This is a genomic window from Sulfitobacter sp. L-8, assembly GCF_056859255.1.
In genome coordinates, this window is sequence record NZ_JBSXOD010000053.1 from 12,441 (window position 1) to 25,042 (window position 12,602).

Annotated in this window: 12 protein-coding genes; 3 read left to right on the forward strand and 9 right to left on the reverse strand. The window is 53.0% G+C overall.

Annotated elements, in window-relative coordinates:
• Nucleotide 1: 1 nt before the first annotated feature.
• Entirely contained in the window at nucleotides 2–1,594 is a 1,593-nt protein-coding gene (locus AC13DE_RS13430; protein WP_483048112.1) for a GMC family oxidoreductase, read from the reverse strand.
• A 138-nt stretch (nucleotides 1,595–1,732) separates the two neighbouring features.
• Between AC13DE_RS13430 and AC13DE_RS13435 the strand changes: the two genes are divergently transcribed.
• Nucleotides 1,733–2,659 carry a carbohydrate kinase family protein gene (locus tag AC13DE_RS13435; protein ID WP_446313955.1) on the forward strand — a complete coding sequence of 309 codons (927 nt, stop codon included), beginning with the start codon at nucleotides 1,733–1,735 and terminating at the stop codon, nucleotides 2,657–2,659.
• Here the strand turns inward: AC13DE_RS13435 and AC13DE_RS13440 are convergent.
• The 7 genes from AC13DE_RS13440 to AC13DE_RS13470 form a co-directional block, all read right to left on the reverse strand.
• Entirely contained in the window at nucleotides 2,642–4,084 is a 1,443-nt protein-coding gene (locus AC13DE_RS13440; RefSeq protein ID WP_483048113.1) for a hypothetical protein, read from the reverse strand. The genes AC13DE_RS13435 and AC13DE_RS13440 overlap by 18 nt on opposite strands.
• Nucleotides 4,081–4,854, reverse strand: a complete 774-nt coding sequence (locus AC13DE_RS13445; RefSeq protein ID WP_483048114.1) for a class I SAM-dependent methyltransferase — start codon at nucleotides 4,852–4,854, stop codon at nucleotides 4,081–4,083. The genes AC13DE_RS13440 and AC13DE_RS13445 overlap by 4 nt, the downstream gene beginning before the upstream one ends.
• Complete coding sequence (locus tag AC13DE_RS13450; protein ID WP_483048115.1) at nucleotides 4,851–5,255, reverse strand: GtrA family protein; 405 nt, start codon at nucleotides 5,253–5,255, stop codon at nucleotides 4,851–4,853. Before AC13DE_RS13450 ends, AC13DE_RS13445 begins: the two co-directional genes overlap by 4 nt.
• Nucleotides 5,255–6,205 (reverse strand): glycosyltransferase family 2 protein, encoded by a 951-nt coding sequence (locus AC13DE_RS13455; RefSeq protein WP_446297500.1) that lies wholly within the window; start codon nucleotides 6,203–6,205, stop codon nucleotides 5,255–5,257. The genes AC13DE_RS13450 and AC13DE_RS13455 overlap by 1 nt, the downstream gene beginning before the upstream one ends.
• A gap of 188 nt (nucleotides 6,206–6,393) precedes the next feature.
• Nucleotides 6,394–7,767, reverse strand: a complete 1,374-nt coding sequence (locus AC13DE_RS13460; protein ID WP_483048116.1) for a polysaccharide biosynthesis/export family protein — start codon at nucleotides 7,765–7,767, stop codon at nucleotides 6,394–6,396.
• Nucleotides 7,768–8,475: a YjbF family lipoprotein gene (locus AC13DE_RS13465; RefSeq protein WP_483048117.1), complete on the reverse strand. Its 708-nt coding sequence runs from the start codon at nucleotides 8,473–8,475 to the stop codon at nucleotides 7,768–7,770.
• Entirely contained in the window at nucleotides 8,472–10,595 is a 2,124-nt protein-coding gene (locus tag AC13DE_RS13470; RefSeq protein ID WP_483048118.1) for a YjbH domain-containing protein, read from the reverse strand. The genes AC13DE_RS13465 and AC13DE_RS13470 overlap by 4 nt, the downstream gene beginning before the upstream one ends.
• A gap of 139 nt (nucleotides 10,596–10,734) precedes the next feature.
• On the opposite strand from AC13DE_RS13470, the gene AC13DE_RS13475 reads away from it, so the two are divergent.
• Both AC13DE_RS13475 and AC13DE_RS13480 read left to right on the forward strand, forming a co-directional pair.
• Nucleotides 10,735–11,460, forward strand: coding sequence for a metallophosphoesterase (locus tag AC13DE_RS13475; RefSeq protein WP_483048119.1), 726 nt, complete (start codon nucleotides 10,735–10,737; stop codon nucleotides 11,458–11,460).
• 92 nt (nucleotides 11,461–11,552) lie between these two features.
• Nucleotides 11,553–12,212, forward strand: coding sequence for a sugar transferase (locus AC13DE_RS13480; RefSeq protein ID WP_483048120.1), 660 nt, complete (start codon nucleotides 11,553–11,555; stop codon nucleotides 12,210–12,212).
• A 44-nt stretch (nucleotides 12,213–12,256) separates the two neighbouring features.
• Here AC13DE_RS13480 and AC13DE_RS13485 read toward each other — a convergent pair whose 3' ends face one another.
• Nucleotides 12,257–12,526, reverse strand: coding sequence for a spike base protein, RCAP_Rcc01079 family (locus AC13DE_RS13485; RefSeq protein WP_446297494.1), 270 nt, complete (start codon nucleotides 12,524–12,526; stop codon nucleotides 12,257–12,259).
• Between the last annotated feature and the right edge of the window lie 76 nt (nucleotides 12,527–12,602).

The following is a 12,602-nucleotide window of genomic DNA, read 5'->3' on the forward strand; positions in this document are numbered from 1 at the left end:
CTCACCGCGCGTCGGAAAGGATCATGTCTGAGGCTTTTTCGGCGATCATTATAACCGGCGAAGCAGTGTTGCCGGAAACGATTTTAGGCATGATTGACGCGTCCACCACTCTTAGCCCCTCGATCCCGTGTACTTTAAGCTGCGCATCGACCACTGCCTTATCGTCACTGCCCATCTTGCATGTACCGACTGGATGAAAAATCGTCGTGGCGATGTTTCCGGCCTCTCGCAGCAGATCCTCGTCGCTCGCAATGTGGGTACCGGGCAACATTTCCTCGGGCGCGTATCTTCTCAACGCCTTTGCGGTCATCAATTGCCGCGCTTGTTTGATGGATTGCACCGCCACCATTCTGTCACGCTCTGTGCTAAGATAATTCAGCCGGATATCAGGCTGTAGGGTCACATCCCGGTCATTAATATGGGTGTGGCCCACCGATTCAGGTCTCAGGTTACAGACTGACACCGTAATCGCCGGAAAGGGGTGAAGCGGATCTCCCAGCTTATCGGTGGAAAGCGGTTGAACGTGATATTCAAGATCGGGAGTTTCAAGGCTGGGGTCGCTTTTGGTGAACATTCCGAATTGGCTCGGAGCCATGGAGAGTGGGCCGCTTTGGGTCGTAGCGTACTCCAGACCAATTCTAATCTTGCCCCAGAGACTATTTACCGTTTCATTTAGGGTCTTGGTGCCGCTGACTTTGTAAACAGTACGTATCTGCAAATGGTCCTGGAGGTTCTCCCCCACCCCTTTCAGCTCGTGATAAACTGGTACACCTAAATTTGCTAATCGATCCGCTTGCCCGATACCCGATAGTTCAAGCAGCTTTGGCGAATTTATCGCTCCTGCCGCCAAAATGACTTCGGCGCGCGCCTTCGCCTGCAAAATCTGTGTATCACGCTCAAACTCGACCCCCACCGCGCGCTTGCCTTCGATCATTATCCGACGGGAATATGCTCCGGTCATCACCTTCAGGTTTTTGCGCTTCATGGCCGGTCTCAAGAACGCTTTTGTGGTGTTCCAGCGCACCCCGTTTTTCTGGTTCACTTCAAAAAAACCAGACCCCTCATTCGTGCCCCCATTAAAATCGGCAGTAGGCTCTATTCCGAACTCTTTCGCGCCTTGCTGTACAGTTTCGAGCACCTCCCAACGCAACCGTTGACGCGCGACTTTCCATTCACCGCCCGCGCGATGATGCGGTTGGTCAGGATCATGATGATCTTCACTTTTTAGAAAATACGGCAGCACATCGTCCCAGCCCCACCCCGCGTTACCCATTTGTCGCCATCCGTCATAGTCCGCGGCCTGACCCCGCATGTAGATCATACCGTTTACGGACGAACAGCCTCCCAACAGTTTCCCGCGCGGATAGCTTAGAGTGCGGCCATTCAAACCCGGTTCCGGCGCAGTTTTCATCATCCAGTCGGTACGGGGGTTGCCGATGCAATAAAGATAGCCGATGGGCACATGCACCCAGTGATAATTGTCGCTTTTTCCTGCCTCAAGCAGCAGCACACTTACCTTGGGGTTGGCCGACAACCTGTTTGCCAAGACACATCCAGCCGTACCGCCGCCCACGATGATATAATCAAATTCCATTTTTGTCCCCCGACAGGCCGCATCCTGAATAGCGGCATCTTAACCGGGGGCATTTTCGAAACAACTGCATAAGTTCGGTGTGGACCGTTAGCGCTAACTAGCCTAAATGTCATTAGACGCTATAAAACGAGGCTAGTTATGATACTGTGCTGCGGCGAAGCATTGATCGACATGATTGAAGCCCAAGGTGCCTATACGCCACACCCAGGCGGAGCGGTTTACAATACTGCCATCGCATTGGGTCGGCTGGAAAGATCCGTCGGATTTCTCTCTGGCCTGTCGAACGACGTTTTTGGCACCCTATTGCGCGAAGGCTTACAGGCGAGTCACGTCGATACGTCGCATGTGATGTTTTCTGACCGTCCGACGACGCTCGCCTTTGTGCGGCTGGTCAACGGAAACGCCAGTTACATGTTTTATGATGAAAACACCGCTGGCCGTTCGTTGGATAAATCCTCTCTACCGGCTATCCCCGCAAATATTTCAGCCATGTATTTCGGTGGCATCAGCCTGATCGGTCTGCCAGCTGCTGATTTCTACTCTGCTCTTGCAAAGCGAGAGGCGTCGGCTCGGGTGATCATGATGGATCCAAATATTCGTCCATTGTTCGTTACAGAACCCGAAATTTACCGAGAGAGGCTGAACCAGATGATCGCTTGTTGCGACATACTGAAAGTTTCGGACGACGACCTGCACTGGATCGTCTCCGGTAACGCTACACTGAAGGAAAAAGCGTTAGCTATACGCGCCCTAGGTCCGAAAGTCGTGATCGTGACCAAAGGCAGTGAAGGATCAGTGGCCTACTTATCCGATGATAAAAGCGTCGAGGCCGCCGCTCACAAGGTTTCAGTCGTCGACACTGTAGGCGCGGGAGACACGTTCAACGCTGGCGTTTTAGCCAAACTATCCCAACTGGGCCTTTTGACAAAAGAAGCAATAGGCTCGCTGGATGCTGACGATATGCTTGCCGCGCTCCGTTTCGGTAGCGAAGTTGCATCCATAACGGTATCCCGGCCAGGCGCAAATCCACCGGTGCTGGCAGAACTTTCACAAGGGCTCAGCTAGATTGGTATCGTCTGACGGCGTGAATATCATAAATAGACCCCTACTGGTCCGCCGCACATGAATTTCACCGGTGCCTGCATTGATCAGCTGGGGCTGTTGTGGGCATTTGTCCGGCGTTTCCAGGCAATTGATCGCCTGACGGCCTGTGAGTTGTTGCAATCGAAACGGAAGCGCCTTCGACGATTGGATACCTGATTTCTTGGCAGAGGCAATTTGCGACGAATCGCCGTATATGAAGACGTCGCCATCGGTTTTCGAAATTTCCTGCGCAAGGTGTTTGGTATCTGCCCGCCAATCGTTGTGTTGTCCGTAAAACATAAAGATTTCAATAAAGTATACGCCGACAATCAAAAGGATCGCATTGCGGCCCATGCGTCCCGCCCACCCTTCGGTTTGACTTAAAATTTCTACGGCACGCACCATGGCCATTGCAGCAAATACCCATGCAAAGATGAACGCACGCGGGGGCACGATGACCCCAAGCTTGAGAACCTGAACCACGACCAATGCAATTCCCACTGACAGGCCCGCCATCAGATACAGCCCCTCAAGCCTCGCATATTTGTAAAAGACGACAAATGCTGCCGCCAGCATTGCCGGAATGAACCCGATCAGCGGTGCAAAACCAAACCCATTCCTGTGAAACACGATTTGGAAAGTTTCCCCAAGTTTGGGCAGGTTTGCGACTATACCGCCAAGGCCGTGGGCGGCGGTTGGCTCGCGCCAGTTGGCGACCGGAACTCCGAAAACACCGTGAACCTGCCAATTGATCGCATAAACAGTCACCACTGCCAGGGCAAAGCTGGCACAAAACAGCAGCATCAACCCGAACAGATCTCGCGCCGACCGATCTTCGGTTTTGGCAATGCATACTGCCAACAATAGAAGCGGATACGTGGTGTAGGCCATGAAGCTGATAATCACGAAACCCGGCAGTAGAACGCGTAATGTTCTGCCCGAGACACGACATGCCAGCATTGCAAACAGGGCGACAATCGCAAGTCCTGGCATCAACGTATTGAACCACATTGAAATCAACATGGCGGACGGCGATACCATCATCAGTAACGCCAATACCACAGTGAACCAGTTCGCACCCTTGGGGCCTGTAAATACAACTGCAAGCGCGGCAACGAATAAAGCCCAAAAGGTTTGATAAACTGCAAAATTCAACCAAGCCGGGGTTATGGCTTCACGCAGGTGCCAGATATAATTCAGCCATCGTCCTTCATGCAGAGTCTTGTTCCAAAATGCAGGGGCGTCAGCAAAAAGCGCAGGATAGTCATCATGGCGGATCATCGGATCAGCCAGATTGAGGCCCGACATAATCATGACGCTCACCAGTATCACCAGAAAGGTCGATCCCAACGCAAGATGCTGAGACCGGCTCGGGTATTCGTGCGATAGTTTTTCTGCCAATGTCATGCGGACAGGCGCGCAGTAGATTTTGAGCGTCGTGCAAGCATTGCTAAAACGGTTGCGCGTAGCTGCGCGATAGATGTCACCACCGCGCGAGGGAGAATTCTGACGACAGCCAACCGTAACCGCCAGCCAAGATTCCCCGCATTTTTGACCCGTGTCCCTTTGGGAATCTCGGTTGCCAGCACATCCATCGGCAAGCCCTCGCGCCCCGCTGCGTTAACATACAGGATCGAATTATAGCGGTACCAGGGTGCCACGCCCTTCGCGGTTTTCAAATGAGGTCTGACGCAGTCAAAGGCGACGTATCCCCGTGCAGCGAACAGATCCTGCCAGAAGGACAACGGCTGTTCGTTGATGTGAAATTCGCCACCCTGTCCCGTCACCGCTGCGGAAAACAACACCCGGTCTGACGCTTTCGTCAGGCTGTCCACCAGCGTCTCAGAGGCCTCTGTAGGCAAATGTTCACCGACCTCAAGACTTTGAGCAAGATCATAGCGGTGTGGGGTCGTGACGGGTGCAGTCAGATCGGCAGCCAGAAAATCGCTTGGGGCCACTGCCAACTGATCACGGTTCACATAGTCACCATCGACAGCCAAAACCGTATCAACGCCAGCGCTTTGCCATTGTTCCAGCCACACGCCACGCCCACTGCCCAGGTCAATCACACTCGACGGCTTCAGCTTCGGAAACAACAGCGCAACCAACGGCTTTGCAGAGGCGCGGGCACTTGCGTTGATGTAATCAAAGAACGTTTCATTATAAATATGGCTCATGATGTCATTTCCGTTTTGGAAGAGGTCGATGCAAAAACCCAGAGAGTCAAAATAGCGAAGTTTTGGAGGGGCAGGAGCGCGATCACCAGCACCGCGGCCGTCCAGTCAGCGAGATCGAACAGCGCCGCCATTGGTCCGGTGATTAGGGTCGATGTCAGAAATCCGAACCAAACCATGACACCGAATCGAATGATCTGATTTGCGTCGCACAGCTTGCGTTCGAAAGTGAAAGCCGCCTGACAGAGATATTGGAATATGACCGCGATCAAGAACGCGGTGCCGTTGGCGATAACCTGTGACAGCCCAAGCGTCAGTAAACCTAAGTAAAGCAACGTGTAGACTGCTGCTGTAGCAAGACCGGCCAAGGAAAACCGCACCAGTTTTTGGCGAAATACGGGCATCAGGCGCGCAACCGTTGGGCGACGGGCGCAATGTCGCGCGCTTCCTCGCTTACAAAGTACAAAGGCCGGTTTTTTGCTTCGACATACAATCGCCCGATGTATTCACCCAAAATACCAAGCGTCAGTAACTGCACGCCGGAAAAAAAGCTGATTGCCAACACCACAGAGGCCCAGCCCGGTGCTGTCTGATAAATGATAAGTGAATAGACAACATATACGCCGATCAGCGCCGCCATTAGCAGGCTTACAAAGGATAGTCGCGTGGCCAGCCTCAGCGGTTTGGTTGAGAATGCCGTCATGGCATCAATCGCAAAACGGACCATCGCACGTAGCGGATACTTGGTCTCTCCCATCTCACGAGGGCTGCGAATATATTCAATTCCTACCTGTTTAAACCCGGCCCAGGCAAACATGCCCCGGATAAACCTCGCCCTTTCCGGCATCGCCAGAACGGCATCCAGTGACCGACGGTTAACCAGGCGAAAATCGCCCGTATCCTGCGGGATCGGTACGTCGGACATCACATTCAGGAAGCGGTAAAACAGATGCGCGCTGACCTTTTTGAACAGCGTTTCGCCTCGACGTTCGCTGCGGCGCCCATAAACTACGTCAAAGCCCCGATCCATCATGAACATCATATCGGTCAACAACTCTGGTGGGTCCTGAAGATCCGCGTCCAACATAAAGATTCTATCGCCCTGCGCCGCTTCCAATCCGGCTGTCAGCGCAATTTGATGACCTCGGTTTCCCGAAAGCTTTAATCCGACCACCTGCGGGCAAACGGCTCTTGCCGCTTCGATCGCCTGCCAGGTCGCATCGGTCGATCCATCATCGACCAAAATAATTTCAGCACGGTCCCTCCATGGTCCAATCGCTTGCGTCAGACGCGCGACCAGTCCGGGAATAGACGATTCTTCGTTCATGCAAGGAATGACAACTGAAAGATACATTACGGGGCTCCGCCACGATTACTGACCTTTCAAAACATAATCGGGCGATGTGGCCGAAATTGGGCAACTGTTGGTTCAATTAAGGGACAGGATTGTTTTTATTAGCGCGACAATCCGAGACAGCGCATATTCAGCACGATAAAGGCCGGACCAAGGCCCGACCTTTGACCGATCACCAACCAGCGTATTTACCGCCGCGTCAGTATAGCGCCAGCGTTGATAATTTGCGGCACGATCTGTGTGACTGCGCGGCTCCAACGCGTAACAGGCTGTTGTGCTACAAAGATAATGTCATCGGGGCGAAGCTCGAAATGCGGAAGCAGAGCAAGATTAGCAGCATTTCTCGCGTCTAAATGCCAAGCTGTTACTGCCCCAAGTTCGCGAGGGTCAGATGACGACCGTAATACATATACCTGCGAGATATCCCCGGTCGCCGAAGCAATTCCCCCAGCGTCATACAGGGCATCGGCCAAGTTGGCTTTTCGCTCGAAAGGCAGCGCGAACCGGGATTGTTTCTCGACCTCGCCGGTCAGATATACATACTGTCGGTTGTCTGCGCCCAAATCGATACGGGTTTGATAATTGGTTCGTGCTTCCTCAAGATCAGCGCGCCGCAACGCAACCTCTACCTGAAGCTGCTGCAAAGCAACTTGTCTTGATTGTTGACGCGCCTGCGTCAATGCGATTTGCTGAGAGAAGTACTCTTGAGCGCGGTTCAGCCAATATTCCGTATCCACGAAAATAGAATCCCCGGGAAGCAGTCGAGTCTTCTTCAGGCCGACGCGGGAATAAAGCTCCATCAATGGAATTTGATACAATGCACCGTCACGATAGAGGCGGATCGAAGCGTAATCCTGATCCGCGACAGTGATACCGCCGGCAGCGGCCAAAGCCTCTTCCAAGTATAATGGTGTAAGGGTTACCGGGACTACGGTGGGTTTGCTCACCGCACCGCCAATGGACACTCTGCGAGAATTAAACTCGGCAATTTCAAGGCTGAACGTCGGATCAATCTGGTTTTCGACCAGCTTCTGAAAAAGCGCCGCTTCTGCGTCTTCGATCGTCAGACCTGCGATACGCACACGTCCCACATCCGGGATGTTTATCGAACCGTCATCTTGAACAGTATAGCCCTGTCGCGCATTTTGCGCGGCCAGTAGCCCGGAAAGCTGCTCGACCGAAGTCGCGGATCTTGGTGTGGCAAGCAGAACCACATCGCCTACTCCGATCTGGTATGGTCCCGGATCGGACGGTGGCGGCAAACGTAGCTCGAGCGCATTGGGGCGGTTTTGACTCTCAAAGGTCGGGGAAGGTAACGCACCTGTGCCTCTAAGACCCGCGCCGGTCCCTGTGGTCTGGGAAAACACCGCAGGGAGGGTCTGGGGTGCATATGCCGATTTGTTCGCCTGAACAACTGTTTCGGCGGTTAGTGCCATTACTCGAACATTGGTCCCGCGGGCGTCCCCATCCACCACTTTAGGTGCCCGGTAAACAGAACCGCAACCGGCAAGGCTCAGCCCTAAAACGGCCAGCAAAAGGTATCGCACTAGAAACTCTCCCATTCACTCACTTATCACCACCCCGACTTCGGATTCTGGTGCCACTCTCATTTCGCGGGTTGCAGTTTGGGTCTTGATATACCCTATTTCGTCGCCAGCCCATTGTCGCGCTTGCACGATTGTGCCGCCTTTTCTACTTACCCAATAGGTATTTCGAAATGCTTGGTCCAGACTTTTACAGTCTTCCGTCATTATACGTGTTGGAATTGTACCGATCTCAAGGGTTACGGCTTCGGTACCGCTCGCTTCGACCAAACAGTTGAACGTTCTGGTGACAATTCGGTTGTCGCCTTTCAGGTTGCTGTGTAGCCGGCTGGAATAGCCTGTCTTGCCAGATAGGATCAGGGCCATCGGCTCGGATAGCTCAGCCGCAAATAATTCAGACCCCAACCCACGTGTTCCTTGCAACATACCGTTTTCCAACATCACTGCTGTCAAATCTGAACTGACCCAGGTTTCTATTCCGTTAACCTTTGCCTCACGCAGCAGACGGCCCGATTGCGAACGACGTTCCACAGTCATTATCATCGCCGGGACCGACGTATCCGCTACCAGCGCCGCAAAACGGGGCGGAAACTGCCCTGCCGGACTCACCGCGGTCGTTTTGTCATTCACGACAAGAGCGACCCCTCGGTTCAGCAGGCCCTGACTATTGCTACAGGCCGCGACACTTAGAAATAACAGGCCCAAGATGGTTGCACGTATGATCATCTCAGGTATCTCCCCCAGCCATCACGCAATTCCGCGCCCCGGTAATCTGTCACAAATCCATACAGTCGGTTTGTCACCGCCAACCTTGCACCCCCATCACGGGTAATTGGTTTGATGGTTTGTTTGATTGTTTTCCGTGACGGGCGCCCGGTCAACCACGATACCGGGACTTCAAACCTTAGGCCTTTATCAAATGATCCCTCTCCGAAATCAGCAAACGATACGTTGGTGAGCGTAAAGAACCCCCCAACCTTGAAGCCGTTGTTGAATTCGCGGTCGATGCCCAAGGTCGCGCCGTAGTCGCCGGCCAGATATCGACCGACATCAACCTGCGTCGTGAAGCCGTTGCCGAAATCGTAATATGCCGAGGCATGTCCGCTCGTGACTCCATAGTCCTGAAAGCCGAGCAGCATGTCGAAATCACGTTGTTTGACATAATTCAACTCGACACCCAATGCCAATCGGCTGGCAATGGGATACCATAACAGTTCGGCCGATATCCCACCAAACATGCTTTCGAGGTAACCAAAAGACACCCGGCCGAACAGGTCCTTACCAGGGCGGAAAATATATTCTGCGGATAGCGTGTTGATTTCGAGATTGGATTCCTTGGCATATTTTACTGCGTTGGTTCGGACAGGCTCCAAAACCGAATTTGAACCGCGGAAAGATTTGTCGATATTGCCGATCAGCGGATACCGAAACCTTCCCGAAAACGTCAGCCCGGGCGCGGGCCGGTATGCTGCTTTGAGCTGGGCACCAAAATCGGCACGGATGGGGCTGTTAGGGTCGAAAAACGAGGTCGCAAGATACGGACCAAACGAGGTTTCGATCACCGGATAGACGTCATCCAGCTCACCCACACGGCCTTGGTCATACGCATCGGCAATATCGGTACGCGCCAACGTACGCCACGCGCCGTCATAGTCAAACTGAAGCTCCTCCAGGTCTGACCGCTGAGTTACGACACGGCTTATCGGAACGCCGCGCTCGTGGAAGACCACGGTAAACTGTTCTATCTCGGGGGGTAAAGTCGTTGCCATAACACGAGCCGCCCGCCCCGCTGCTTGGGATTCGTTGATCCATCGGTTATTCTCGACCCGTACGGTCGCTTTGTTTCCGCTCATGGTGAAACCCTGAAGCTTCATCCCATCTTCTGACAGGCGAGCGGCGACAACGCGTTGAACTGCGGCCTTGCCGCCCCCTTTGGCCGAATTATTCCAATCCGCTATGGCAAGGCGATCCCGGGTTCCAACAACTCTTGGCGAGGTTTCCAATCCGCCCGAAATCCGAGGTCGCTTCGGATTGATCACATAGCTAAGCTGGGCACCTATTTCATGTCCCCCTATCAGGTATCCCTTAAGCTTCGGACCGTTCTTAAAGCGATATTCGATACCGAAGTTGAGCGGAGAGGAGACGTTAATACCGGTATTCACAGATTCACGCACATACAAGTCCGGGGAATACTCAGCAAACAGAGTTGTCTGATTACTGAATTTCCATTTCACCCCGGCAAATGGCGAAGTAGGGCCGCGGAACCAGTTGCCCGCTTCGATCTGCCCTCCCCTACCCGTGAAGCCTGCTGGTCGGGTTTTAAAGCGGTCAGAGATGGCACCAAGCGGGTTAGAAAAAGAATTTCTTCCAGCTAACCGGCCCCATCCTAGACCGCCGGTCACTTCCAGCTTGGACCCAAAGCTTTTGGTTGCGACAAAGTACTCACCGCTTAAAATACCGGTTCCCAGAAAGTCGCGCAGTCCGATTGCAACCGCAGGACGGCGTGAGGTTTCATCGAAGATTTGATAATGCATATCAAAGCTTCGGTCGAACGTGTCGCCCCCTAAATAGCCTGTAGCGCCGTTGATGTTCTTGATCTGCGAATATCTGAAACCGCCGTAAACCCGTGGCAACACCTGGAATGCGCCGGTGTATCTAAAGTTTGGCCCAAATACGCTGGCGGTAAATGCCAAATCCCCGTCTTGCATGACCTCGGCGGTTGGCATCTCGATCAGGCCGGGGGTACCGTATGTCGTCAACGATTGCGCTGAAGCTTGCGGCGCGGCAAGCGCTCCAATAGCCGCAATAAGGGTTGCAGAAGCTCTGTTAATCGGACGCCCTTGCATCTGCGGACCTACTTACTAATTGTTGTTAATATCGAGACTGTATAGAATATTAAAATGGAGTTCACTTTGCGGACTTCCGGTTTTTCGAACTTACCAAGTCGTTGCGCCAGTTTTGCAACACACAAACGATGGGAAACAAATGTTTCAACGATGGTTTAAGCGACCCAAAGATACCGAGCCGCAGTTCGCCCCGATCAGTCCTGACCAACCGGTCGTTGCGATAGGTGATATTCACGGACGTTACGATTTGCTAAAAAAAATACCGGAGGCCAAGTCAGGCGTTCAGATGGTCTGTCTGGGCGATATGATCGATCGCGGAGAGGAAAGCGCACAGGTGTTGCGCCACATGTGCAAGGCGACAAACGTGATTACCTTGATGGGGAATCACGAGGAAATGATGTTGAATTTCCTGCAAAACCCATTGGACAACGGGCCACGCTGGTTGCGAAACGGCGGATTGCAGACCTTGGAAAGCTTTGCAGTTACCGGCGTCTCACAAACCTCAACGGGTGAGGACCTGGAGGGCGCGCGGGATGCACTTTTCGCTGCGATGGGGCAAGATTTGCTTGATTGGCTGACCAACCTTCCCAAATATTGGGTGTCGGGCAATGTGGTCTTTCTACACGCAGCAGCCGACCCGTCTTTGCCCATCGAACAGCAAGACAATCGTACTTTACTTTGGGGCCACAAAGACTTTGGCCGTGTTGCCAGAACCGATGGGATGTGGGTCGTTCATGGGCATACCATTTTCGATTCTCCCAGAATTAACCGAGGCGTTGTATCGATTGACACAGGTGCCTATGCCACGGGTAAGCTAACTGCGGCGACCATCCACGAAGGCGAGGTGGATTTCGCCTACGCTTGACCCAGGAAGATCAGGTCATTTAATCATTATTTAGTGCCCTCTTGCTTAAGTGGCGACAGTCCTCATCTGTCTCTACTTGCAAAGGTGATTAAATGGCTTTTCTGGATATTTCCCCCAGACGCTACGGTTCGGCAGACGTTTTTCAATATTCAAATTGCGGCAAGCGACTTTTTGACGTCATCCTCTGTCTCGCGTTGATACCCCTTGCGGTGCCATTGATCGCAATGCTTTGGGTTATTTCGACTGCAAATGGAAATAGGGGATTCTACGCGCATCCGCGGGTGGGCAGGTATGGCAAGACGTTTAACTGTCTGAAAATCCGCACGATGGAGCCTGCGGCTGACGCCATCTTTAATAACGCACTCGAGATAAACGCTGAATTCGCCCACGAATGGCGTCACAGTCAAAAACTGAAGAATGATCCCAGAGTGTTAAGATTTGGTCGGTTTCTCCGCGCCACCAGCATGGATGAGTTACCACAAATCTGGAACGTCTTCAGAGGGGATATGTCATTTGTCGGGCCACGCCCGGTAACTCTTGGCGAACTGTCGCGCTACGGAGATGCCGCCAACGATTATCTGAGCCTGCGTCCCGGAATTACCGGGCTTTGGCAGGTAAGCGGTCGGGGCAAGGTCAGCTTCAAACACCGCGTTCGTCTGGACCTGCAATATATTCACAACATATCGATGTTTGGGGATCTGGTATTGCTGTTTCGCACGATAGCGGCTGTGTTCAGGGCCACAGGGCAATAAGCGCGCTCGAAAAGATCCAAGGATCATTCCGAGCGGCTTTGTAATTAAACCAGGCCCGTAATTCCGGTCGCGGTCGTTCCAGTAGATAAAACCTTGCTGATACGGAACGGATAAACGGCCCCGGGGATCAGATTTTTCAGCACGATCGCGTCCCCGCTTTTCAGCTCCACAGACAGATCGCCGGATTGCGAAACCATAATCGCGCGCGTGACCTGCGAAATCTCATCAGCGTCGCTGGGAGTAATGTCAAAGCCACCACAAATCGGCCCGCTTAGACCAGAGCTGTAATCGCTGAAGTTATCAATCAATGGCATATCATTCTCCGTAAATGGGAGAATGCACGATCCATCAAGTAGATTTATCGAGTATTAACCACCCGGGCGGTGCCCG